23 protein-coding genes, 1 tRNA gene, 1 pseudogene and 2 other annotated features are annotated in these 24,055 nt (G+C 32.7%); of the genes and pseudogenes, 3 read left to right on the plus strand and 22 right to left on the minus strand.

Annotated features, from left to right (window positions below):
• The 15 genes from CUL_RS0115845 to CUL_RS0115915 form a co-directional block, all read right to left on the minus strand.
• On the minus strand, positions 1-504 hold a 504-nt coding region (locus CUL_RS0115845), incomplete at its 3' end, for a GTP-binding protein (RefSeq protein ID WP_025642703.1).
• Positions 505-572: 68 nt separating this feature from the next.
• Positions 573-648, minus strand: a tRNA-Thr gene (locus tag CUL_RS0115850).
• Positions 649-706: 58 nt separating this feature from the next.
• Entirely contained in the window at positions 707-1,354 is a 648-nt protein-coding gene (gene sigH, locus CUL_RS0115855; protein ID WP_005584066.1) for an RNA polymerase sporulation sigma factor SigH, read from the minus strand.
• Between the two features lie 79 nt (positions 1,355-1,433).
• Entirely contained in the window at positions 1,434-1,967 is a 534-nt protein-coding gene (locus CUL_RS0115860) for an NYN domain-containing protein (protein WP_005584065.1), read from the minus strand.
• Positions 1,951-2,697 carry a 23S rRNA (guanosine(2251)-2'-O)-methyltransferase RlmB gene (gene rlmB / locus CUL_RS19595; RefSeq protein ID WP_005584064.1) on the minus strand — a complete coding sequence of 249 codons (747 nt, stop codon included), beginning with the start codon at positions 2,695-2,697 and terminating at the stop codon, positions 1,951-1,953. The genes CUL_RS0115860 and rlmB overlap by 17 nt, the downstream gene beginning before the upstream one ends.
• A gap of 36 nt (positions 2,698-2,733) precedes the next feature.
• Entirely contained in the window at positions 2,734-3,492 is a 759-nt protein-coding gene (thyX, locus tag CUL_RS19600; protein ID WP_005584063.1) for an FAD-dependent thymidylate synthase, read from the minus strand.
• A gap of 35 nt (positions 3,493-3,527) precedes the next feature.
• The gene (locus CUL_RS0115875; protein WP_236616490.1) at positions 3,528-3,893 is read right to left on the minus strand and encodes a Mini-ribonuclease 3; all 366 of its coding nucleotides are present in this window, start codon (positions 3,891-3,893) and stop codon (positions 3,528-3,530) included.
• A 69-nt stretch (positions 3,894-3,962) separates the two neighbouring features.
• Positions 3,963-5,360, minus strand: a complete 1,398-nt coding sequence (gene cysS, locus CUL_RS0115880; protein ID WP_005584061.1) for a cysteine--tRNA ligase — start codon at positions 5,358-5,360, stop codon at positions 3,963-3,965.
• 106 nt (positions 5,361-5,466) lie between these two features.
• Positions 5,467-5,679: a binding site (T-box leader), on the minus strand.
• 66 nt (positions 5,680-5,745) lie between these two features.
• Entirely contained in the window at positions 5,746-7,227 is a 1,482-nt protein-coding gene (gene gltX, locus CUL_RS0115885) for a glutamate--tRNA ligase (protein WP_005584059.1), read from the minus strand.
• Positions 7,228-7,302: 75 nt separating this feature from the next.
• On the minus strand, positions 7,303-8,160 hold the full coding sequence (locus tag CUL_RS0115890; RefSeq protein ID WP_005584058.1) for a DUF1002 domain-containing protein: 858 nt from the start codon (positions 8,158-8,160) through the stop codon (positions 7,303-7,305).
• A gap of 144 nt (positions 8,161-8,304) precedes the next feature.
• Positions 8,305-10,029, minus strand: a complete 1,725-nt coding sequence (locus CUL_RS0115895) for a proline--tRNA ligase (RefSeq protein WP_025642706.1) — start codon at positions 10,027-10,029, stop codon at positions 8,305-8,307.
• Positions 10,030-10,140: 111 nt separating this feature from the next.
• Positions 10,141-10,350: a binding site (T-box leader), on the minus strand.
• A gap of 50 nt (positions 10,351-10,400) precedes the next feature.
• Entirely contained in the window at positions 10,401-10,889 is a 489-nt protein-coding gene (gene ispF, locus CUL_RS0115900; protein WP_025642708.1) for a 2-C-methyl-D-erythritol 2,4-cyclodiphosphate synthase, read from the minus strand.
• Positions 10,890-10,900: 11 nt separating this feature from the next.
• Entirely contained in the window at positions 10,901-11,641 is a 741-nt protein-coding gene (gene ispD / locus CUL_RS0115905) for a 2-C-methyl-D-erythritol 4-phosphate cytidylyltransferase (protein ID WP_005584088.1), read from the minus strand.
• 107 nt (positions 11,642-11,748) lie between these two features.
• Complete coding sequence (locus CUL_RS0115910; RefSeq protein WP_005584087.1) at positions 11,749-12,846, minus strand: PIN/TRAM domain-containing protein; 1,098 nt, start codon at positions 12,844-12,846, stop codon at positions 11,749-11,751.
• A gap of 71 nt (positions 12,847-12,917) precedes the next feature.
• Positions 12,918-13,400 (minus strand): CarD family transcriptional regulator, encoded by a 483-nt coding sequence (locus tag CUL_RS0115915; protein ID WP_005584085.1) that lies wholly within the window; start codon positions 13,398-13,400, stop codon positions 12,918-12,920.
• 213 nt (positions 13,401-13,613) lie between these two features.
• Here CUL_RS0115915 and CUL_RS0115920 point away from each other — a divergent pair, with 213 nt between their 5' ends.
• The gene (locus CUL_RS0115920; protein WP_005584083.1) at positions 13,614-14,030 is read left to right on the plus strand and encodes a nucleoside triphosphate pyrophosphohydrolase family protein; all 417 of its coding nucleotides are present in this window, start codon (positions 13,614-13,616) and stop codon (positions 14,028-14,030) included.
• A 58-nt stretch (positions 14,031-14,088) separates the two neighbouring features.
• Here the strand turns inward: CUL_RS0115920 and disA are convergent, their stop codons facing one another.
• Positions 14,089-15,132: a DNA integrity scanning diadenylate cyclase DisA gene (gene disA, locus CUL_RS0115925; RefSeq protein ID WP_005584081.1), complete on the minus strand. Its 1,044-nt coding sequence runs from the start codon at positions 15,130-15,132 to the stop codon at positions 14,089-14,091.
• Between the two features lie 602 nt (positions 15,133-15,734).
• Here disA and CUL_RS18575 point away from each other — a divergent pair.
• Positions 15,735-16,702 (plus strand): annotated as a pseudogene (locus CUL_RS18575) (IS3 family transposase).
• A 287-nt stretch (positions 16,703-16,989) separates the two neighbouring features.
• Here the strand turns inward: CUL_RS18575 and radA are convergent.
• From radA to CUL_RS0115965, 6 genes are all read right to left on the minus strand, one after another.
• Positions 16,990-18,378 (minus strand): DNA repair protein RadA, encoded by a 1,389-nt coding sequence (gene radA / locus CUL_RS0115940; protein ID WP_005588602.1) that lies wholly within the window; start codon positions 18,376-18,378, stop codon positions 16,990-16,992.
• A 129-nt stretch (positions 18,379-18,507) separates the two neighbouring features.
• Complete coding sequence (locus CUL_RS0115945) at positions 18,508-18,897, minus strand: DUF302 domain-containing protein (RefSeq protein WP_005588601.1); 390 nt, start codon at positions 18,895-18,897, stop codon at positions 18,508-18,510.
• A 40-nt stretch (positions 18,898-18,937) separates the two neighbouring features.
• A complete protein-coding gene (locus CUL_RS0115950; RefSeq protein ID WP_005588599.1) occupies positions 18,938-21,376 on the minus strand; it encodes an ATP-dependent Clp protease ATP-binding subunit in 2,439 nt (812 codons plus the stop codon).
• Positions 21,377-21,391: 15 nt separating this feature from the next.
• The gene (locus CUL_RS0115955) at positions 21,392-22,408 is read right to left on the minus strand and encodes a protein arginine kinase (RefSeq protein ID WP_005588598.1); all 1,017 of its coding nucleotides are present in this window, start codon (positions 22,406-22,408) and stop codon (positions 21,392-21,394) included.
• Positions 22,409-22,411: 3 nt separating this feature from the next.
• Complete coding sequence (locus tag CUL_RS0115960) at positions 22,412-22,927, minus strand: UvrB/UvrC motif-containing protein (protein ID WP_005588596.1); 516 nt, start codon at positions 22,925-22,927, stop codon at positions 22,412-22,414.
• A gap of 17 nt (positions 22,928-22,944) precedes the next feature.
• Positions 22,945-23,403: a CtsR family transcriptional regulator gene (locus tag CUL_RS0115965; RefSeq protein ID WP_005588595.1), complete on the minus strand. Its 459-nt coding sequence runs from the start codon at positions 23,401-23,403 to the stop codon at positions 22,945-22,947.
• Positions 23,404-23,578: 175 nt separating this feature from the next.
• On the opposite strand from CUL_RS0115965, the gene CUL_RS0115970 reads away from it, so the two are divergent.
• A partial coding sequence (locus CUL_RS0115970) for a helix-turn-helix domain-containing protein (RefSeq protein ID WP_025642717.1) occupies positions 23,579-24,055 on the plus strand: 477 nt, incomplete at its 3' end.

Below are 24,055 nucleotides of genomic sequence, written 5' to 3' on the forward strand. Positions count from 1 at the left end.
ATTGTCTCCATCGAATTCATATTCTGATAACAACTCTCTTACTTCCATTTCTACTAATTCGATTAATTCTTCATCGTCTACCATATCTGCTTTATTTAAGAATACTACTATCTTTGGTACTCCTACTTGTCTTGATAATAATATATGTTCTCTTGTTTGTGGCATTGGACCATCAGCTGCTGATACTACCAATATGGCTCCGTCCATTTGTGCTGCCCCTGTAATCATGTTCTTTACATAGTCAGCGTGACCTGGACAGTCTACGTGTGCATAGTGACGGTTTTCTGTTTCATATTCTACGTGGGATGTAGAGATTGTTATTCCTCTTTCTCTCTCTTCAGGTGCCTTATCTATATTGTCATAGCTCATTATTTCCCCTGAACCAAATCTTCTATTTAATACTGTAGTTATTGCTGCTGTTAATGTAGTCTTACCGTGGTCTACGTGACCTATTGTTCCTATATTTACGTGAGGTTTAGTCCTTTCAAATTTTGCTTTTCCCATATCAATTCCTCCTTAAATAATATAAAAATACATAAGAAAACTTTTCCGGGTGTTTCTTTTTATTATTTTGGAGCCCATGACCGGACTTGAACCGGTGACCTCTTGCTTACCATGCAAGTGCTCTACCTGCTGAGCTACATGGGCATCTTAAACCACTGTAACATATTTTACTACCAAGATATTTTATTGTCAATAGGTAATTTTAATATTCTTTTAATTCTAAATACCTTTCCAATTTACGTTTTACTCTCTGTAATGCATTATCAATGCTCTTTACATGTCTTTCTAATTCTTCGGCAATTTCTTGATAAGATTTACCATCTAGATAGGCCATGAGAACTTCCCATTCTAAATCACTTAATAGTTCAACCATTTTACTTTCCATAGAATATAATTCTTCACTGCTAATTATCAATTCCTCTGGATCAGTAATTTGGGCACCAGATATTATATCTAATAAAGTCCTATCTGATTCTTCGTCATATATGGGCTTGTTTAATGATATATAGGAATTTAACGGAATATGTTTTTGTCTAGTAGCAGTCTTTATTGCAGTAATAATCTGTCTAGTAATACAAAGCTCTGCAAAAGCCTTAAATGAAGTAAGCTTGTCTCTTCTGTAATCACGGGTAGCTTTATAAAGTCCTATCATTCCTTCTTGAATAATATCTTCTTTATCTGCACCTACTAAAAAATAGGCTCTTGCTTTTACCCTAACGAAGTTTTTATATTTCGTGATTAAATATTCCAAAGCCTGAGGATCGCCAGTTTTGGCTTCTTCTACGATATCTTCATCCTCCATATCTTCGTAAATAGACATATCTAACTCATTATATAATCCAAGACCCACCAAACATCCCTCCAAAACTATGTTTGAAACACACCCCATAATTAACTAAATTATAATTAAATAATCCCCAATAGTCAAGCTATTCATTATTTTTCCGCCATTTATTGAGTTTATTTATTACTTCTTCATCTAATCTACCTATAAACAAATCCGTTTGGTCCTTTTCTTTACTCTTCTTCCTCATCATTAACTTTCTTTGATTAAATATTTCCACCTCCAACTCTCTGGCAGATACCCTAGTTCCTCCTCTCCCTAATACTATTTGCTGTTCCATCCAATCTGAAGTAGCAACCCTCACCCGCTTTATTCTACCAATATCATCTAAAGTCTTTTCTATATATTGGTCTGCCGTTTCGTTTTCTTTTGTATATATTACTTCCACACCCTTAACCATTTCTTTTTTCCCAGCATTCCCCTTCACCATATGGGCATCAAACACCACTATAACTTTAATCCCTGAATAATGTTGATACTCCGCCATAGTCTCTATTAGTTCTTCTCTTGCTACCTCTAGGTTTAAATTACTTAATTCCCTAAGATTACTCCAGGAATTTATAATATTGTAACCATCAACGAAAAGATATTCTTTATATTCATTATCTTTTCTCTTCATAACCCTGTTTTACCACTTCATATATTAGTATAGAGGCTGCATTAGATGCATTAAGAGAAGAAACTTTACCCAACATAGGAATTTTTAATATAAAATCACATTTTTCCTTTACAAGCCTAGATATTCCTTTCCCTTCGCTACCAATAACCAAAGCAATAGGTCCTTTTAAATCGATGTTGAAATAGTACTCTTCACCATCTATATCAGCTCCATAAATCCACAGACCTTTTTCTTTCAACTTTTCTATGGTATCAGAAATATTATTCACCTTTGAAATCATAATATGTTCTACTGCTCCCGCAGAACTTTTATAAACTGCGGGTGTTACATGGGCTGCTCTTCTTTTAGGTATTATTATTCCATGCACACCTCCACACTCGGCCGTCCTAATTATAGCTCCTAAATTATGAGGGTCTTCAATACCATCAAGAATTATTATAAATGGAGACTCCTCAAATTTTTCTGCTTTCTTTAATATATCGTCCACAGAAAAATAGGCATAAGATGTAATCAAAGCAGCTACCCCCTGATGGGAACTTCCCTGGGCTATTTGATCTAGCTTGTTTTTATCAACCTGTTGGATCCTGATATTTCTATCTTTTGCTATTCCAATTATCTTGTTGATGGAACCCTTTAATTCACCCCTTATAACAAGTATTTTTTCAACTTCTCTTCCCGATTTTAATATTTCTAAAACAGGGTTTCTTCCAACTATATATTGTTCTTCCATTCTTTACTCCTACTTTCTAAATTCTCTAATTAGAAATTATATTCTCTTAAACTTATTTCTCACTTCCACAATTTCTCCACAGGTCATATTCCCTTCTGGGCACGGACCTTTTAAACAAGCAGGCCCTGCATTTTTAAATAAAATTGGATATACATCCTTTACCAATCTGAGCATTTCTATTGCCAATTGCCTTATCTCCCACTGAGCCCTATTACAAGTTCTAAGCTTAATAAAATTTAATAAAGATCGTGCATTCATAGTAAATACTATCTTGGTTTCGCAAGCATTAGGAAATACATATCGAGCATCTTCTATAGCCTGTTTTTCAGATTTTTGTCCTGCTTCCTTTTCTCTTAATCCTTGTTCTAAATATTCGGCATAATACTCGTCAAATAGGATTTGGGTTATCTTATTATAATATTGTTGATCTATTTCCATAGCTTCTATAAATAATTTCCTAGCTTTTGGATTTACAGCTATAGAAGGAGGAATTATATATTCAAATTGGTCTAATTTCACATATCGCTGGGATTGTTGTGAATAGCTTGCTATTCTATGTCTAACCAGTTGATGGGTTAAAGTTCTTGAGACCCCTTCTACCCCAAAGGTAAAACTCACATGTTCTATAGGGGACTCATGCCCTAGTTCTACTAACATATCCAAGAATTTTTCCATATTTTTTTGGTCTAAATTCTCCTCTATATTGCCAATTCCTACAGATGAATAACATAGTTTAGCTGCAGAAGCAACTAATTTTTCACCATCAGGTGTATATCTTAACAGTTCTACCTTCATACCTTTCCTCCTCTTCTTTAGTTTGCAATTTACAATTAGTTACATATAGGAAGATGAGTAATTTTATCAAATAGTTCCATCATCCTATTATCTCGTCCCGTTAGATATAGATACCCTATTAAAGACTCAAAACCAGTGGCATATTTATAATCTATTAATTCTGCATTTTTAGGAATTGATTTTGATTTTGCATTTCTCCCTCGTCTAACTAAGGATTTTTCTTCTTCCGTTAATACGTTTTTTAAGGCATGAATAATATTTGATTGGGACTTAGCCTTAACGTATTGGGTAGTTTCCTGATGTAATATTTTTACCGGAATGCCTTTGTTTAATAGATAAGTCCTTACACATAGTTCGTATACTGCATCTCCTATATAAGCCAATTGAAGGGGAGAAAGCATATTTATGTCCTCCCCCTTTAGATTTCTATTTATATTTCTGAAAGTATTCTTGTATTCATTTTCCATAGGCTAGATTCTTTTCCATTTCACTCCTTCTTGTGTATCTTCTAATATAATTCCTTTTTTCTTTAATTCTTCTCTAATCTGATCTGCTAATTGATAGTTTTTTTCTTTTCTTGCTTGAGTCCTTTCTTCAATTAACCCTAATATTTCTTCCTCTAACATTTCCTCTTCTTTTGATAAAATACCTAATATTTTAGATAGTCCTATCAAATTATCATAGGTATATTGTATCACAAATTTTGGAGTTTGTTCGTTAAAATTGGTATTAGCTAATTTAACTATATCAAATAAACTAGCTATTGCATCAGCTGTATTTATGTCATCCTCCATACTTCTGATAAAATCATCCTTATATTCATCTATTTTCTTTAGAAATTCCTTTTCATCTTCTGCCAATTTTCTATCTTCAGTCCTATTTAATAAATATTCTAAATTATATTTTCCATTATAAAGTCTTTCTAACCCATTTTTCAGCTGTTCCATTACATCTCTACTAAAGTTTATAGGATTCCTATAATGGGCTGATAATAGGAAAAATCTTAAAACTTCTAAATCATATTCTTTGGCAATATCCCTTACAGTAAAAAAATTCCCCAAGGACTTAGACATTTTTTGGTTATCTATAGTAAGCATACCATTGTGTAACCAATAATTGGCAAAGGGTTTTTCCGTTAATGTTTCAGACTGAACAATTTCATTTTCATGATGAGGAAATTGCAAATCTTCTCCTCCAGCATGGATGTCTATAGTCTCACCCAGAAGGGATTTTGCCATTACAGAACATTCGATATGCCATCCAGGCCTTCCCTTACCCCAAGGACTATCCCAATAAGGCTCTCCTTCCTTAGCTTTTTTCCATAATGCAAAATCCATGGGATTTCTCTTTTCTTCATTAATATTCACCCTTGCCCCAGATATTAAATCATCTATACTCTTTTTTGATAATTTTCCGTAATCCTTTGCACTATTTATATTAAAATACACATTTCCATCTACATTATAAGCTGCCCCTTTATCTATCAATCCTTCTATAAAATCAACCATAGACTGGATAAAGTCTGTGGCCCTTGGGTGTATTGTCTTTTCCTCATATAAGTTTAATCCCTTTGCATCCTCAATAAAGGCTTCTATATATTTTTCTGCAATTTCCTTTGCGGTAGTCCCCTCTTCATTAGCTCTATTAATAATCTTATCATCTATATCGGTAAAGTTCACAACATACTTTACATCATAACCTTTAAATATAAAGTACCTCCTTAAAGTATCAAATACCACCATAGGCCTTGCATTGCCTACATGTATATAATCATATACTGTAGGACCGCATACATACATGGTCACTTCTTTTTCTTTTATTGGCTTAAACTCTTCTTTTTTCCTTGTTAAAGTATTGTATAGTTTCATTTATATCCTCCTTTCTCCAATTCACAATTCACAGTTCACAATTATTGGGGGTCGAGCTTTTGGCTTTTAATTGTACACTGTGCATTGATAAAAAAGCCGCCTCTTTTAAAGAGACGGCAAGTCCGCGGTTCCACTCTATTTGGTATAAACCCTGCTTAATCACGTATAACGCCGTAAGCCGTCTTACCTTACTATAACTTTCAGGTAATAGGTTCAAAGGTGCATTTCAACTATAATCTGACCTTAAAGTTCCTTTCAGCCTACGGAAACTCCTCTCTTTTAGGTATTATAGTTTACTTGTCCTCATCATCACTTTATGTTTAACTATTTACCTTAATTTTACTTTAACTTAATATTAGATTCAAGTAAATTCAAATTTCAATAATTATAGATATCTTTCTTCTACATATTTTATTCTATTTAATATATTTTGTTTACCTAGAAGGTAGATTATGCTTACCAGTTCTGGCCCATGAATATTCCCAGTTAAAGCAACTCTAGTTGGCATGAACAGTTTTTTGCCTTTTATTCCTGTACCTTTTTGTATTTTTTTCATGATGGTTTTTGCAAATTCTTCATCTACTTCACCAATATTTTCCAATTCCTGTTTGAAGGCGTTTAAAAGGTTCGGTACATGGTCTTGTTTTAATATGGATAAAGCTTCTTCATCTTCTGGCTCTACCTGATTGTTGAAAAAGATATCCACCTTGTCTACTATTTCAGATACATTAGATAAACTTTCCTTTACTGTTTCTACCAAGGTTTTTATCCAATTATATCTTTCTTCCACAAATTTATCATCTATTAAATTAGCCTCCTTTAGATGAGGTATGGCTAACTCTGTTAATTTGTCTAAATCATAGCTCCTTATATGATGTCCATTAACCCAATCTAGCTTATCCTTATCAAAAATTCCGCCGGTTTTGGATACCCTTTCAAAAGAAAACTTCTCAATTAGTTCTTCCATAGTAAGTATTTCTTCATTATCCTCTGGACTCCATCCAACTAAGGCTAAGTAATTTATAAGTCCTTCCGGGAGATAACCTTTTTCCCTAAAATCCTCTACAGCCACATCCCCATGACGTTTACTTAATTTTTTTCTCTCTTTGTTGAGAACCGTAGGTAAATGAACATAAACTGGTTTTTCCCATCCAAAGACTTCATATAAATATACATGCTTAGGAGTAGATGGTAACCACTCCTCTCCCCTTACAATATGGGTTATACCCATTAAATGGTCATCTACCACTACCGCCATATGGTAGGTAGGATATCCATCTGATTTTAATAATACTTGATCATCTATATCTTCAGTGTTGATTGTAATATTACCTCTTACCAAATCCTCAAATTTAATATCCCTATTTGGAGGTAGTTTTAGTCTAACTACATATTCTTCTCCATTGGCAATCTTTTCTCTAGCTTCTTCCAGGCTTAAACTTCTACAAAGACCATCATATTTAGGTATTAGACCTTTTATTTTTTGTTCTTCTCTAACTTTATCTAATCTTTCTTTAGAACAGAAACAATAATAGGCATATCCCTTTTCAATTAATTCATCTACATATTTTTGATAGATATTCAATCTTTCCGATTGAATATAGGGTCCATATTCACCTTTTTGGACAATCTTATCATTTTCTACAAATACACCTTCATCGTATTCAATACCTGCCCATCGGAGAGATTCAATTAAATTTTCAAGGGCTCCTTCTACATATCTAGTTCTATCCGTATCTTCAATCCTCAATATAAATTTGCCATTATTATGTTTTGCAAATAAATAATTATATAAAGCAGTCCTAAGTCCACCTATATGTAGGTATCCTGTAGGACTTGGTGCAAACCTTAATCTAACTTCTTTCACAAATAAAGCCTCCTTCCATTTTAATCACTTTTATATTATATATTAGCTAATTACATGTGTAAACCTATTTAGATCTTATCCAAATATTCTATTGAAAAAACTAGCTATAGCATCCAATATGCGTTCTAAAATAGACTTTATTTCTATATTTTGTTCCGTTATTTTATCAATCTTTCCCGATATATCTTTCAACTGACCTTTGATCTGATCTATGTCCAAATTTAATTTGGATATGTTTCTCATAAGGGATACTATTTGGTCTATTTGGCCTGCTGTCAATTCTATTCCTAAATCATTAGCCATCTGCTCTACAACTTTTTTTATTGAACCTTTACTCTTTATATTATTATCAATTATATAAATTTTAATATTATTTATTAATTCCTCAGCCTTTTCTTGTCCAATTTCGTTTCCTAAGGTAGCGGTTTTAGCTATCTCTTCACTGGCTATTTCTTTTTCTTTTTCAGTTATCTCTTCCCCTGTAATATCCTCAAAGGCCTTTATAACTCCTGTCAAAGCTGCTGTTCCCGAAACTTTAATAGGGCTGGAAACTATTATTTTAGCATCCTTAACCCCAGCAGTTACCGAAGCATTTCTGTACATATCATTGGTAACCCAGGTAATATTATGGGATTCAACTGTAATACCTTCCCCTTCCGGAAGTTTTTCTACATAGACGGAGGATATGGCCCTAGTGCCAATAAGTTTTTCATCTATATATTTTCCTAAATATTCCCTTTCCTCTTCATTAGTAATTTCAATTATCTTAACATTTTCATCTACATCAAAGAAGTTAAGCATTTCCCTTCTCTGTTCTGTGGATAGGTTTTTTCCCAAAGCAACAACTATGTTTTCACCTTCCTTATCTGCATAAACTATAGACGAGAAAACCAAAACAATCATTAGGATAAAAATCAAAGTTTTCTTCCTCATTATTCTCCCTCCAAAATTAAAAAATAGGCTCTTTAGATAGAATACCTTATTAATATAAATATTACAAGCTATTAGAATTATATACCCAGTTTAAGTCAAATGAATTAATAAAATAAGGCTGTAGAAACTACAGCCTCATTTCTCTTATATTTCCATTCCTTCTTTTTCAAACTCCTCTTTAATCTTATCCATAATGTTATCTACTGGGATTTCAATTCTTCCTTCTTCTTTCCTTAAAGAATATTCAACAATATTTTCATTTGCCTTTTTACCTACTGTAATTCTTATAGGTATCCCTATTAAGTCCCTATCGTTGAATTTAACTCCAGCTCTTTCATTTCTATCATCTAACAATACTTCCAATCCCGCTTCTAGCAATTCTTTATATATCCTTTCTCCCAAATCTTTCTGTTCTTCATTTTTCACATTTATTATAGTGATTATCACATGGTAAGGAGCTGTAATTAACGGCCATATAATCCCATTGTCATCATGATATTGTTCCACAATTGCTGCCATAGTTCTAGATACACCAACACCATAAGAACCCATTAAGAAAGGTTTTTCTTTTCCCTCTTCATCTAAATAAGTTGCATGTAAACTAGAACTATACTTGGTTCCAAGTTGGAATATATTCCCTACTTCAATTCCTCTATCTATCAATAGAGATTCTCCACATTTTGGACAAATATCTCCTTCTTCAATTAAGAGTAAATCTTCAACTATTTCCCCTTCAAAATCCCTCCCGTAGTTTACATTTTTCATATGGTAATCCTTTTCATTACCACCAACGATTAAATTTTTTAATTTAGTAATTCGGGAATCTACAATAAGTTTTACATCTTCTTTTAGGCCTACAGGCCCAGTAAAGCCTTTGTTTGCTCCAGATATTTTAATTATAGTTTCTTCATCTGCCATTTCTAGCTCATGTTCTGGAACTTTTAAATAATTGCATAATTTGGTTTCATTTAATTCTCGATCTCCTGGTATAATTACTACTACAGGTTCTCTAGAAGCTAGATACACTAAGGCCTTCCCAAAATTCCTTTTTTCTATTTTGAAAAAATCCACCAGATCATCTATAGTTGTAGCATTAGGTGTATGAACTTTTTCCATTTCCTTTTCCTTTTCATCTTTTGGTTCAATGCTATAAACTACCTTTGCCTTTTCATCAGTGGCTGCATAATCACAACTATCACAATAAGCTACTAGGCCTTCCCCAGTTTCTGCCATGGCCATAAACTCATGGGATTGGTTTCCACCCATAGTTCCCGAATCTCCCTCTACGACTTTAAATTTTAACCTTAATCTTGTAAATATCTTTTCATAGGCCTCCCACATTTCTCTATAGGAGCTTTCCATTCCTTCTTCATCTTTATCGAAGCTATAAGCATCCTTCATGATGAATTCTCTAGCTCTTATTACTCCAAACCTAGGTCTTTTTTCATCTCTATATTTAGTTTGAATTTGATATAGATTTAATGGCAATTGCTTATAGGATTTAATTTCATCTTTGATCAATGATGTAAAATACTCTTCATGGGTTGGCCCAAGACAAAACTCTCTATTGTTCCTATCTTTTAATTTGAACATCTCCGGTCCAAAATCTTCCCATCTTCCGCTTGATTCCCATAATTCTTTAGGCTGGATAGCAGACATTAATAATTCTTGGGAACCTGCATTATCCATTTCTTCTCTAACAATATTTTCTATTTTCTTCACTGTCCTATATCCAAGGGGTAGATAAGAATATACTCCAGATACTAATTTGCGCATCATACCTGCTCTTAAAAGCAGTTTATGGCTAGGTATTTCGGCTTCCGATGGTACTTCTCTCAATGTTGGCATATATAGTTTAGACATTCTCATTTAATATTTCCTCCTTAAATATTATTTTCCCCAGACATAGAAGTCTGATCTTATTATCTAACTATTTATTACAGCTTCCAACTGTAAATAAAAAACCTTCCATCTCCGACAATAAGAGACGAAAGGTTTACTTCCGCGGTACCACTCTAATAGACTTTAAAAAGTCCCCTTGAGGTTTTAACGCAACTAACGTTTAAGCATACTTAAGTTCTGCCTAAAAGCTCTAGGATGGGCTGGGTATTAAGGGGGCCAGAAATCTTTCACCTTTCGATTTCCTCTCTAGGACCATTAATACTTACTATTTCCTATCATAGCTATATATTTGATTATTATTAATCATACTAAAACTTGAATAATATGTCAAATACTTTTTATTCTAATTTACTACCAGAAGGCACTAACAAACAAACACTTTGAGCACTAATACCCTCACCCCTACCTTCAAATCCCAATTTTTCTGTAGTAGTGGCCTTTATATTTATACAGGACAAAGGTATGTTAAGAACCTTAGCAATATTTTTCTTCATGCTTTCTATGTAAGGAGCCATTTTAGGCCTTTCTGCTATAATTATAGTATCTATATTTCCTATCCTATATTTAGAATTGAGCATAATATTGTAAACTCGTTCTAATAAGGTTAAACTGGAAATATCCTTATATTGATTGTCGTTGTCTGGAAAATGTTTCCCAATATCCCCCAATCCCAAAGCGCCTAATATGCTATCCATAATAGCATGTACTAAAACGTCTGCATCAGAATGCCCTAGCAAACCCTTTTCATAAGGTATTTCTACCCCTCCAATTATCAACCTTCTCTCTCTTACCAATTGGTGAACATCATATCCTATTCCTACTTTCATATTTTATCATCCTATCTACTTTGGAATACAAACTCTTTTCTTCTAAAGATTGTACCTTTATCCTTTAAAATGGATTCGGCTATTATCAAATCTTCTGGGGTAGTTATCTTTATATTTTCATAGCTACCCATTATCATTTTAACTTCCATTCCTAATCTTTCCACTAATGAACTATCATCTGTTCCCATAAAATTATCATTTATAGCCTTTCTATAACCTTCCATAATAATTTCTTTTTTAAAACATTGGGGGGTTTGAGCTGCCCATAGAAGATCCCTTTTAGGGGTAATATCTATATTATTATGATCTTTCACTACCTTTATAGTATCCTTAACAGGAACCCCAATTACACAAGCTCCATATTTTATTGCTCCTTCTATTCCATCAACTATGCTTTTAATTTTGACAAAAGGTCTCGCCCCATCATGGGACAAAACTATATTAGACCTTTCATTTAACGCTAATATCCCATTATATGCTGAATCTTGTCTCTCTTTTCCACCCCTTACAATCTTTGTCACTTTATTGAATTTAAACCTTCTTACTATCTCTTTTCGGCAATAATCTATTTCGTCTTCCCTTGCAACTACTATTATCTCGTCTACATATCTACATCTTTCAAATTTTTCTATAGTATGGGCTAGAATTGGCTTATTATCTATGGAAATAAATTGTTTATTAATCTTAGAACCCATTCTATTACTCATACCGGCAGCTGCAATTATAACGGAAACATAGTGGTTTTTATACATATATTTCACCTCTCAAACATTATAGCATAGATAGGAAAAACAGTGAACGATTTATATACTTATATTACTTAAAAACACACAAAATATAAGGACCAATAAAATTGGTCCTATACTGCTCTATCTACAATTGTTTTAGGTTTAGCAAATATCATCCTACCTGCTGATGTTTGAAGAACACTAGTTACCAAAACATCTATAGTCTCTCCAATATGTTTCTTACCACTTTCTACTACTATCATGGTACCATCATCTAAATAAGCTAAACCTTGCCCTGATTCCTTTCCATCTTTAATGACTTGAACTACCATTTCTTCTCCTGGTAATACTACTGGTTTTACTGCGTTAGCCAATTCGTTAATATTTAAAACGCTAATACCTTGTACTTCAGCTACTTTATTTAGGTTGTAATCATTTGTAATAATTTTTCCTTTTAATAATTGGGTGAGTTTCAATAGCTTAGAGTCTACTTCCTTAACATCATCAAATTTCTTATCATGGATTATTACCTCTATATCTAGTTCCTTTTGTATCTTATTTAAAATATCAAGTCCTCTTCTGCCCCTATTTCGCTTAAGAGTATCCGAAGAATCGGCTATATGTTGAAGCTCTTCTAACACAAACTCTGGAATAATTAAAGGCCCTTCAATAAAACCAGTTTTACATATATCCGCTATTCTCCCATCTATAATTACACTTGTATCTAATATCTTAGGACAAGACCTGCAATCCGTCTTTAGTTTATCCTTTCCAAAACCTTTACGGAAATTACCAATGGCATTGGTAAAATCTTCCCTTTTCCTAGTTGGAACTTTTATTCCTAAGTATCCAAATATTATATAAAGCACTATTGATATAGCAACTCCCAAATAAGGTATTTCAAGTTTATAAAAAGGTTGGCTCAATAAATATGCAATTATCAAACCAATTATCAGTCCAATAGAACCCAAAGCAATATCATAAGCTGGAACCTTTTGAAGCTCCGTTTCAACAAATTGAACGATTATCCTTCCAGCCTTCATAATCTTTGGAGATAATAAGAAAAAAATAATTCCAAAAATTAAACTAATGCCTAAATAAAAAATTAAACTTAACCAACCTTTATTTACAAAATTTATTATATCTAAGGCTTTCAACCCTGCAACTATACCATAACCAACTAGTAATCCAATTAATGTGATAACACCTCTAATAATTTTATCAATCATTAGTTCACCTCCCATAGTATATTTATTACCATTTAATTAAATAATATAACAAAAATATTTTAATTTTTAAATTATGCTGAATTAACTGCCTCATCTATAAGCCTTTCTGTTTCTTCTTGATCGTAATTAACTACTAAGACAATTTCGCTTATAAGCATTTGTTTTGCACTATTTAACATCTTACGTTCGCCGGTAGAAAGGGATTTTTCAGCATCTCTTAACATTAAATTCCTAACTACAGAAGCAATCTCAAATATATCTCCCGATTTTATTTTTTCCATATTTATCCTATAACGTCTATTCCAATTTTGGGGCATTTTAGTTCTATCACCCCTTAAAATATTCAATACCTTTTCTAAATCATCATTGTTGATTATTTCCCTAATTCCAATTTCATCAACATTATCAACAGGTATCATGACCTTCATGTCGCCTATAGGCATCCTCATTATATAGTATTTTCTCTTTTCACCTAAAATTTCTTTTTCTTCAATTCCTTCTATTATCCCAGCTCCATGCATAGGGTAAACAACTTTATCTCCAATGTTAAACATATAGCAACCTCCTATCATACTGCTTCTTACTATATTATACAATAATAGTTAAAGGTTGTAAAGATTATATTCTACCATAGTAATATTTCGCTTGTCAACTATTTATTATAAATTTTACTTTTAAAAAATAATGTTAGAAATATTTGACAACAACTTGTCCTTGTCAGTATAATAAAAACATAAACAATAATCATTTGACAGGGGTGGAACTAAATGGACAGAAATACTGTAAGCATTGAAAAAAATCTTAGTTGTGATGATTTTCAAGCCCAAGTGGAAGATGTGCTTATTAGACATAGAAGTATTCTTGATATAATAACAAAACTAGATGAATATACTTCAAGGATTAATAGAGCTGTAATTAAATCTGTTACTTACTGTGGTTGTATTGAAATTCATGCTACAAGGCAAGATTATAATAGAGAATCTTTAGAAGAGATCAAAAACAATATGCAAAACCACGTTAAAGGAAATTTATGTCCTAGTTGTAAGGAAATACTTGAAGAAGAAATAGGAGCCTATTTATTCTATTTATCTGCTTTATGTAATGCCTTGGACATAAATTTATCAGACTCTTTATTAAAAGAATACAGAAATATGAAAACCCTGGGTATTTTTAGTCTTAAATAGTATCATTATATAATAGGCTAAGATATATTTGAATATATCTTAGCCTTTTGTATAAGTATCATAAAAATTGGCTTTGGTATCTTTTTAGACCTTCAGTTATACTGAGAGTCCTTGCTTCCCCCACTCCTTCTACCAGATCTAACTGGTAAGGACTAGCATTTATAATATTTTGTAAAGAGCCAAAAGCAAATATTATATTTTCTAAAACATTGGAAGGTATCCGGGGAATTTTACTAAGTACCCTATATCCTTTAGACTCTAATTTAATATCTAATGTATCTAACCCTTTATTATAGCCCAATAAATTAGCAATTAAATTTAAGTTTAATAGTTGTTGAGAATTAAAGCCACTTATATCTTTAATGACGGTAATATAATCTTTGTATTCCTTGTTTATATAATCCTTTATTAAATTTATCCTATCCTCTTTTACACCATCCATTAGTTCAACAACTTGCATATTAAGTAACCTTCCTTCCATTCCTAGTTCAGATATATACATATTTATTTCATTACCTATTCTCCAAACCATTTCTATTTTTTGAATGGCATTTGTTACCTCATATAAGGTTACCTTATTTTTAAACTCTAAAGCTGTTAAGTTAAACATTGCCTGTTTCAAGGTGTCTTTATATTTTTCTAAGGTTTGGACTGCCTGATTTGCCTTGCTCAATATTTCACTAATATCTTTTAATACATATTTATAATCTGATTTATAGAGGGTTATAACCTCTCTCCTTTTGGATATAGCAATTACTAAAACTCCCGTTTGTCTTGCAACCCTTTCAGCTGTTTTATGTCGAGTCCCCGTTTCATTTGATAATATATATTGACAGGGAAACAGTTGAACATTAGCATACAAAATTCTCCTACAATCATTGCTAACTATTATTGCACCATCCATCTTTGCCAGTTCATATATATGGGAAGGGCTATATTCACAATTAATATAAAAACCTCCATGGGTAATATCTAAAACCTCTTTAGTGTTACCTATAACTATTAAGGCCCCAGTTTTTGCATTTATTATATTATCTAATCCAGCCCTCAACTGGGTTCCTGGTGCTACCTTCTTCAGAGTATTGTATAAATCCATATTCATATGAACCCCTCCAAATCCCTATCCTGTAAGATATTATATGGAGATATGAATATTCTCATACTTAGAAACTAACTTCTCTTTGAAAGTAAATTTCTAATCATTCTTTATTTCTTGTTAATCGAATTATTTCTGGGCACAAAAATAAAGGCAGCTTTAAATAGGGTAATATTACTACTATTAAATCATTGATCTTTACTCTGAGTTTTCCTGCTTGTTTAATTTATTCTAACTTATTAGGAAAACTAATAGGCTTAAGGATGAATTATTAAAGTATCTTTAAACCAAAGTTCTGTATCAGCATCTAATATTTAATAAACAATATTTTAGATGTCAAAAAAGTACAATTTGCAAATATTTTAAAAAAATCACGCCAACAATTGTATCTCGAGATGGCTCATAAACATATGCATTAGCAATATCAAGGACTCACCCAGAAGCTTGCTAAATCAGTGATAGATTTCACATTTTAGAACTTAAATGATACCACAAGGTTATATCTGCAAAAATTATTTATATGGCGTATATCAATACCTGGATAGGTTACACTAAATAGGACAACTCTTTTCCGAACATGATATAATATTTAATAGGAGGAGAAGGGAATGTCTAGAAAACATTACGATGAGAATTTCAAAAAGCAAATAGTCAATATTTACAACCAGGGTAACCACACATATAGAAGCCTAAGTGAGGAATATGGAATTGCTATATCCACCATGAGGCAATGGGTAATAAGATATAATAATACTCAGTCATTCAATGCAGAAGATAACAGGACTGATGAAGAAAACAGGGTTATTGAATTAGAGAAGAGAGTTAAACAACTAGAAATGGAGAATCAATCCTAACAAATCATATAAAAGAAATTTTTAGACGAAGTAGGAACAATTATGGGGCAAGAAAAATTAAGGTTGAATTGGATAGGCTTGGTTATCAAGTTTCTAGAAGGAGAATATCTAGAATTATGAAGGAAAACTGCCTAGTATCTAATTATACGCTAGCACAGTATAAGATTCATACTAATAGCTGCAATGAATCAAATATACCTAATATAGTCGATAGGGACTTTGATAATAGAGACAAGCTAGAGGTTGCAGTAAGTGATTTGACCTATGTAAGAGTAGGAATCAAGTGGAACTATGTATGTACTATAGTAGACCTATCTGATAGAGAAATAATTGGGTATTCTGCTGGGGCTAATAAAGATTCTAATTTAATAGAAAAAGCAATTTTAAGCTATAGATATTCTTTAAATGATATAAGAGTATTTCATTCAGATCGGGGCAAAGAATACGACAACAAGGCGATAGATGAGGTTTTAGAGACCTTTAATATAGAACGATCTTTAAGTAGAAAAGGAAATCCTTATGATAATGCAGTAAGTGAAGCTACAAATAAAATATTAAAAATAGAATTTATTTATCAGAACAAATTTGTAACTCTGGAAGAGCTGGAGCTACAGCTTGCAGAATATATCTATTGGTATAACTATATAAGAATTCATGGCTCCTTAGGATATGTGACCCCAATAGAATACAGAAATGAAGCAGTACCAGAAAGGGCGGCATAAATTATGTTTAGAGGGTAAAGTTTTGTTCGGAATGAATTTGTCTAAAAAAGGGTTGCCTTTCCAGTATTAATGTTTTCAATACTATTACAGTAATGTTTGTTTTAACTTTCATATTTTACACCCATATTGAAAATGCATTTTCTTTCAAAATAATATTATATTAACTAACTCTATTATGGAGATCTCATTATTTTACGTGACTTAAATGCCTATTTTAATTGGGAATATTTGCTCCTTGGCTTAATTAAATTATTTCAGTTACTTTTCGAGACAATGTTCACCATTAACTATAATTTTTCCCTAAAAACATGTCCTATAACTTCCTGCAAAGTTCTTAGTTCAACAACTTTAATATTGTCAAACTTTCCATTTCCTTTTAATCCACCTTTTGATATATAAACCTTTCTATATCCCATCCTATCCAATTCTTTAATCCTTCCTTCCATAGAAGGAACTCTTTTCAGTTCTCCAGTTAAGCCTACATCTGCGATAAATACTACATCACTTGATATTCCTTTATCCCATACAGAGGATACTATACTCATTATTATAGCTAAGTTCACCGATTGTTCACTTAGTCTTAATCCACCAGTAGTCTTTATAACTACATTTTTATCGTATAAGTTTATTTTACCCCTCTGTTCCAGTATGGATATTAAAGTACTTAGCTGATCTTTTCTCAAACAATCTCCTATCCTTGCAGGATAAGGAGTAAAAGAATGGGATACTAAACTTTCTATTTCAACAATTATTAGCCTCGAACCCTCCTTTATTACCGATAAAGCACTACCTGGTACGGGCTCACTATGTTTTCGGTTTGTTATAAAGAATTCAGAAGGGTTTACTATAGGTATCATACCTTTTTCTCCCATAGCAAATAATCCAATTTCACCTGTAGGTCCAAACCTATTCTTAGTTGCCATTAGAGTCCTTAATTCCTCATCACTTTCCCCTTCTAAATATATTACAGTATCTACCAGATGCTCTAAAGTCCTTAGACCTGCCATTTCATTAGCTTTAGTCATATGACCTACCATGATAACCGCTCTTGGTCTATCCTTATTTTTTGCCATATCTACTAAGGTATTGGCACATTCTATAGTTTGAATTGGTGAACCAGCCCTAGAATTAAATTCATCTAATTTAAAGGTTTGGATGCTATCTATAATTATTAAATCTGGATCTATGGTATCAACAGTATTTAACACATTGTCCATACTGATATCAGATAAAATCCAAATATCCTTAGGAATTTCATCTAATATTCTATTAGCCCTATTCCTTATTTGGGTTTCACTTTCTTCACCAGAAGCATATAATACCTTATATCCTTTCTGGGCAATATCCTCTGATATTTCTAGTAATAGAGTAGATTTTCCAGCTCCTGGTCGTGCTGTCAATATAGTAACAGAATCCTTTACTATGCCACCACCTAATACCCTGTTAAACTCATCTATGCCTGTTACTATTCTATGTCCATCATCTACATCTATTGCAGATAGTTTTACTGGTGGTACCCTCTCAATCTTTTGACTCTGTTTTCTATTATCGGATTTTTTATGGTCTATAAGAACTTCATCAAAACTATTCCATGAACCACATTCAGAACAGCGTCCCATCCACCTTATACTTTCATTTCCACATTGAGAACATCTATATATAATCTTTTTCTTCATGTTTTCCTCCTTAAATTTAAAGGATAAAATAATATCTCTAATCTTTATTATAGCAATTATTCATTTATAATAAAATCAAAATAAAAGGAAAAGCCATAGGAAAACCTATGACTTTCTCAAACTTATTTCTTATTTTACTGCATCATGGATAGCCCTCTTTAACACTTCTTCTACTTCTTCAGCTATACTCCCTAGTTCAGTTTCTCCCATCATGCCTAATAAAGAGGTAGGCTTTGGCATACCTATCATAACCTGCCCATCCCTTTCATATACTGTAACTTTGCAAGGTAAAAAATATCCAACCTGCATATTTTCTTCTAATACATTTTTAGCTTTGTGAGGATTACATATCTCTAGTATTTGAAAATTCTCTTTAAAATCTACCCCTTTTTCTTTAAGCTTATCCTGTATATTCATTTCCCATAAAACGCCAAAATTGTTCTCTGCTAGACTTTCCTTTATGCTATCAATGGCCTGCTTAAAACTCTTTAATGTTTTGACCTCGTATATAAAATCCAAACAAATCACCTCCTAGAATATGTAGGCTGGAACCCATAATTTACACTATGGGTTCCTTATCAAATATTAATCTATCATCCTTAAAATCAATGGATATATTATCATCTTTTGAAACCTTGCCCTTTAAGATTTCTTCTGCTAACTGATCCTCTATCATCTTAGTTATGGTTCTTTCGAGAGGTCTAGCCCCATACACTGGATCGAATCCCTTTCTACTTATATAGTCTATAGTTCTATCTGTAACTTTAATATTTATATTTAATTTTTTCATCTTCTTCTCTAAATCTTTAATCATTATACCCACGATTTCCTTTACATCTTCTTCCTTTAAAGAGTGAAACACGATTACTTCGTCTATTCTGTTTAAGAATTCAGGCCTAAAGGTTCTTCTCAATTCATCCATAATGTTTTCCTTCATCTTTTCATATTCTTCTTTTTCTTCTTCTGAAGCAGGGGAAAAACCTAGTACATTTTGCTTCCTAATAGATGTAGCTCCTACATTAGATGTCATTATTATAACCGTATTTTTAAAATCAACAGTCCGCCCTTTAGAATCCGTTAGTCTACCATCATCTAAAATCTGCAATAATATATTGAATACATCTGGATGGGCTTTTTCAATTTCATCAAATAAAATGACGGAATAGGGCTTCCTCCTAACAGCCTCCGTTAATTGTCCCCCTTCATCATAACCTACATATCCAGGTGGAGAACCTACCAATCTTGATACCGAGTGTTTTTCCATATACTCACTCATATCAATTCTTATCATTGACTCTTCATCTCCAAATAATGTCTCTGCCAAAGCCTTAGCTAGATAGGTTTTCCCAACCCCTGTAGGCCCAACAAATATAAAGGTACCTACTGGTTTTTTTGGATCCTTCAATCCTACCCTTGCCCTTCTAACTGCATTGGATACAGCTTCCACTGCTTGGTTTTGTCCTATTACCTTTTCATGTAGAGTATCTTCGAGATTTAAAAGTCTTTGGCTTTCTTCTGTAGTCATCCTACTTACAGGAACTCCAGTCCAATTGGATACAACATGGGCTATCTCATCATAACCTACCACCATGTCAGATGTTTGTTTTTCCTTTTCCCATCTATTCTTCTCTTTTTGTAATTCTTCCCTTATATTCTTCTCCATATCCCTTATCTTAGCTGCCTTCTCAAAGTTTTGAGTATTTATAGCTTCTTCCTTTTCTTGAGATAACTCTTCTAACTTTTCTTCCAAATCCTTTAATCCATCGGGAGCTACATAGGAGTTTATTCTTATCATAGAAGCGGCCTCATCTATTAAATCAATAGCCTTATCTGGTAAGAACCTGTCAGTAATGTATCTGCTTGATAATTCAGCTGCTGCCTTTAAAGCCTCATCAGAAATTTTAACCCTGTGGTGAGCTTCATATCTATCTCTTAAACCTTCAAGTATTTTAATAGTATCCTCTACAGTAGGCTCTTCTACCATTATCGGCTGGAATCTCCTTTCTAAAGCTGAATCCTTTTCTATATGCTTTCTATATTCATCTATGGTAGTAGCCCCTATTACTTGAAGTTCTCCCCTTGCAAGGACTGGCTTTAATATATTAGATGCATCTATAGCTCCTTCAGCTGCTCCAGCTCCAATTATAGTATGAAGTTCATCGATAAATAATATTATATTGCCTGCCTCTTTTAACTCCTTCATTACTGATTTTAGTCTTTCTTCAAATTCTCCTCTATATTTAGCCCCAGCAAGCATACCAGGTAAATCTAAAGTTACTACCCTTTTATCCTTTATTATCTCTGGAACTTGACCTTCCACAATTTTTTGAGCTAAGCCTTCTGCTATAGCAGTTTTACCTACTCCAGGTTCCCCAATAAGTACTGGGTTATTCTTTGTTCTCCGACTTAGTATTTGAATTACCCTTTCGATTTCCTTTGCCCTTCCTATAACTGGGTCTATTTTCCCATCTATTGAAAGCTTGGTTAAATCCCTTCCATACTTATCTAGATTAGGAGTAGAATCTTGCCTGCCTTCCGATGATGAAGCTGATTTAGCTGTTCCATCGGAAAGCATACTTAGAATATCATCCCTTAATTTTAATGTATCAACTCCTAATTTCTTTAATATGGCAACAGCCACTCCTTCACTTTCCTCCAATAGTCCTAATAATATATGTTCTGTGCCTACATAGTTATGGCCTAAATTTCTTGCTTCTAAAAAACTCAACTCGAATATCCTTTTAGTTCTAGGAGTAAAACCCATTATATCCGCATTATAACTTCCTTCACCTATAGCCTTTATTACTTCATTTCTAACGATCTCCAAATCTACACCCCTCTTATTTAGGGATGTGGCTGCAACTCCTTCCCCTTCTGCAAGCAATCCTAATAATATATGTTCTGTACCTACATAGTTATGGCGTAATCTTTTAGCTTCTTCCTGAGCTAACAATATGGCCTTTTGAGCTCTTTCAGTAAATCTTCCAAACATAGCCATTTTATCCCTCCTAATCTATATCTTTTCTCTAATAAAATTAGCTCTAATAATATTCCTTTCTTCTTGGGTTAATTCTTTATTTGCATATTTTTGAATAGATGCTGGTTGAACCTCAATCATCAAATTAGTAATCTCCTTAAATTCTATATTATCAATTATACCCATTTCTATACCTAATCTTACATTGGAAAGGAGTCTCATTGCTTCTTTAGAAGTTATATTCCTAGAATACTTTAGTATGCCTAAAGATCTAAAAACCCTATCTTCTACTTCATTTTTCCTATTCTCTATTAGACCATTTCTTACATTTCTCTCTTTATCTAAAATTTGATATATTATATTTTTTAATTTCTTTATTATTTGTTCTTCTTCCTCTCCTAAAGTCAACTGGTTGGATATTTGAAATAGGTCTCCCACTGCCTCAGTCCCCTCCCCATAAAGACCCCTTACGGTGAAACCAATTTTATTTAATCCATTTATCAAATTATTAACATGACCTGTTATGGATAGAGAAGGCAAATGAACCATGACGGAAGCCCTAAGGCCTGTTCCTACATTGGTAGGACAAGCTGTCAAATACCCAAAATCCTGATGAAAAGCAAAGTCTAAATAACTTTCCAAAAAATCATCGATTTCATTGCTAATTTTCCAACCTTCTTCAAAGTTTAAACCGGGAAGTAAAACCTGTATTCGTAAATGGTCTTCCTCATTTATCATTATGGTTATACTTTCATCATCTCTTAGTAAAAAACTACTATAATCTGGTTTCTGTATTAACCCGGGACTGATTAGATGCTCTTCTATAAATACAACCCTTTCTAAAGGAGTCAAATTATTTATCCTAATAAATTTATAATTTGTATTGCTAGAAAGCTCCTTCATTACATTTAAAATTTTTTGGGTAAGACTTTCCGATTCCTCCATATTCATCTTTTGGGGAAATCTGTAACCTTTTAAATTTCTAGCTAATCTTATCCTAGTGCTAACGACTACATCCTCTTCGAAGCCCGTTCCATCAATCCACTTCGCCATTACCTACTCCTCCTTTTGTGCCCCTAATTCATTTTCCAACTCCTTAATTTTATCTCTCAATACTGCTGCTTCCTCAAAGGCTTCTCTAGATACAAGTCTATCCATCTCCGTTCTAAGTCTATGGATCTCTCTTTTCTTGGCAAGGGTCTTATTAGTTCTTTTTGGTACTTTCCCCATATGTTTATTATGACCATGTATACCTTTAAATAAAGGAATTAAATTTGATTTAAAGGTGTCATAACATTGGGGACAACCAAATTTGCCTGTTTGCCTAAATTGGGCATAGCTTAATCCACAAAAAGGACAGGAAAATTCTCCTGCTTCCTTCCTAGTTGTTTCTCCTTGAAAACTATCGATTAATCCAGTTAATAATTTGTGGAATGAAAAGGTTGTATCAAACTCAAATTCATTATTATTCATAGCACATTCATCACACATATGCAATTCTTCAATTTCACCATTTATTATTTTAGTATAATGAACTGTAGCATTATTCTTATTACAAACTTGACATAACATTATTTTCAACCCCCCAATTACCTAATAAGAATAAGTAGCATATTTTTAAGTATATCTGCCCGTAAATCATTTCTCCTTGTAGTAACACTAGCTAAAGCTGTATCTTCTATTGCTGCTTTCATTAACATTTCTTCCCTTTTCGAGATTATATTTTCCTCCCTTAAACCTTCAATAAGATGATATGCCTTGTTTTTAGTTATAGAATCTCCTATTACATTTATAATTAAGTTCCCTATATCCTGATCTTCTTCAATTCCTACCTTCATTATTTTAATATACCCGCCTCCACCTCTTCTACTCTCAATATAATAGCCTTTATAAGGGGTAAACCTAGTAGTGAGTACATAGTTTATTTGGGAGGGTGCACAACCAAATTGTTCAGCTAATTCATTCCTTCCTATTTCTATTATGCCATTTTCCGTCTCTTCTAACATTTCCTTGATAAATCTTTCTATAATATTGGTTATCCGTGGCAAAGTATCACTCCCTTGACTTTGACTTTCTTTGTCCTTCCATATATATTATATATCTTTTTAAAATATTTTCAATACCCTATTTGAAAATTTTGTTATTATCTTTTGATAATGTCATCTCATAATTATCTTTTGATTATGTCAAAATAATAATATGAAAAAAGAGGTGCATTATCTATTGAATGAAAAACAATTAAACAGATATCGAGTCATCTCAAACGTGATTGAAGGTAACCTTAAACCTTGTGATGCGGCCGAAAGTCTGGGTCTAAGTGAACGACAAATTTATCGCCTAAAAAAAGGAGTGGAAGAAGAAGGTGTGTCGTTCCTTATCCACAAGAATACCAATAGGAAACCTTATCATGCTTTCGATGATGATTTTAAACAAAATATTGTTAAACTTAAAAAATCCGATAAATACAAGGATGCCAATTTTAAGCATTTTCAAGAACTTCTTCTTGAGAATGAAGGTATTTCCATAAGTTACAATGCCCTTTATAATCTACTAACTTCTAATGGTGTTATAAGCCCTAAGAAGAGGCGTAAATCTAAGAAGCATTACAGACGGAAGAGAAAAGCTAGAAAAGGAATGTTAATACAGATAGATGCCACTCCTTTCGAATGGTTTGGTAATACTGATAAATTTTCTCTTCAT

Origin of the sequence: [Clostridium] ultunense DSM 10521 (genome assembly GCF_000511955.1) — a bacterium.
Lineage (GTDB): Bacteria > Bacillota > Clostridia > Tissierellales > Tepidimicrobiaceae > Schnuerera > Schnuerera ultunensis.

Excerpts from the sequence above, each read along its gene's own strand:
- CUL_RS0115920 (WP_005584083.1), top strand. The coding sequence starts at position 13,614 with ATGGACAGAAATACTGTAAGCATTGAAAAAAATCTTAGTTGTGATGAT.
- CUL_RS0115860 (WP_005584065.1), bottom strand. The coding sequence starts at position 1,967 with ATGAAGAGAAAAGATAATGAATATAAAGAATATCTTTTCGTTGATGGT.
- CUL_RS0115915 (WP_005584085.1), bottom strand. The coding sequence starts at position 13,400 with ATGTTTAACATTGGAGATAAAGTTGTTTACCCTATGCATGGAGCTGGG.
- CUL_RS0115890 (WP_005584058.1), bottom strand. The coding sequence starts at position 8,160 with ATGAGGAAGAAAACTTTGATTTTTATCCTAATGATTGTTTTGGTTTTC.
- radA (WP_005588602.1), bottom strand. The coding sequence starts at position 18,378 with ATGAAGAAAAAGATTATATATAGATGTTCTCAATGTGGAAATGAAAGT.
- ispD (WP_005584088.1), bottom strand. The coding sequence starts at position 11,641 with ATGTATAAAAACCACTATGTTTCCGTTATAATTGCAGCTGCCGGTATG.
- rlmB (WP_005584064.1), bottom strand. The coding sequence starts at position 2,697 with ATGGAAGAACAATATATAGTTGGAAGAAACCCTGTTTTAGAAATATTA.
- disA (WP_005584081.1), bottom strand. The coding sequence starts at position 15,132 with ATGAATATGGATTTATACAATACTCTGAAGAAGGTAGCACCAGGAACC.
- CUL_RS0115910 (WP_005584087.1), bottom strand. The coding sequence starts at position 12,846 with ATGATTGATAAAATTATTAGAGGTGTTATCACATTAATTGGATTACTA.
- CUL_RS0115955 (WP_005588598.1), bottom strand. The coding sequence starts at position 22,408 with ATGGCGAAGTGGATTGATGGAACGGGCTTCGAAGAGGATGTAGTCGTT.
- thyX (WP_005584063.1), bottom strand. The coding sequence starts at position 3,492 with ATGAAGGTAGAACTGTTAAGATATACACCTGATGGTGAAAAATTAGTT.
- CUL_RS0115960 (WP_005588596.1), bottom strand. The coding sequence starts at position 22,927 with ATGTTATGTCAAGTTTGTAATAAGAATAATGCTACAGTTCATTATACT.
- CUL_RS0115895 (WP_025642706.1), bottom strand. The coding sequence starts at position 10,029 with ATGAGAATGTCTAAACTATATATGCCAACATTGAGAGAAGTACCATCG.
- ispF (WP_025642708.1), bottom strand. The coding sequence starts at position 10,889 with ATGAAAGTAGGAATAGGATATGATGTTCACCAATTGGTAAGAGAGAGA.
- CUL_RS0115875 (WP_236616490.1), bottom strand. The coding sequence starts at position 3,893 with ATGCTTTCTCCCCTTCAATTGGCTTATATAGGAGATGCAGTATACGAA.
- CUL_RS0115950 (WP_005588599.1), bottom strand. The coding sequence starts at position 21,376 with ATGGCTATGTTTGGAAGATTTACTGAAAGAGCTCAAAAGGCCATATTG.
- cysS (WP_005584061.1), bottom strand. The coding sequence starts at position 5,360 with ATGAAACTATACAATACTTTAACAAGGAAAAAAGAAGAGTTTAAGCCA.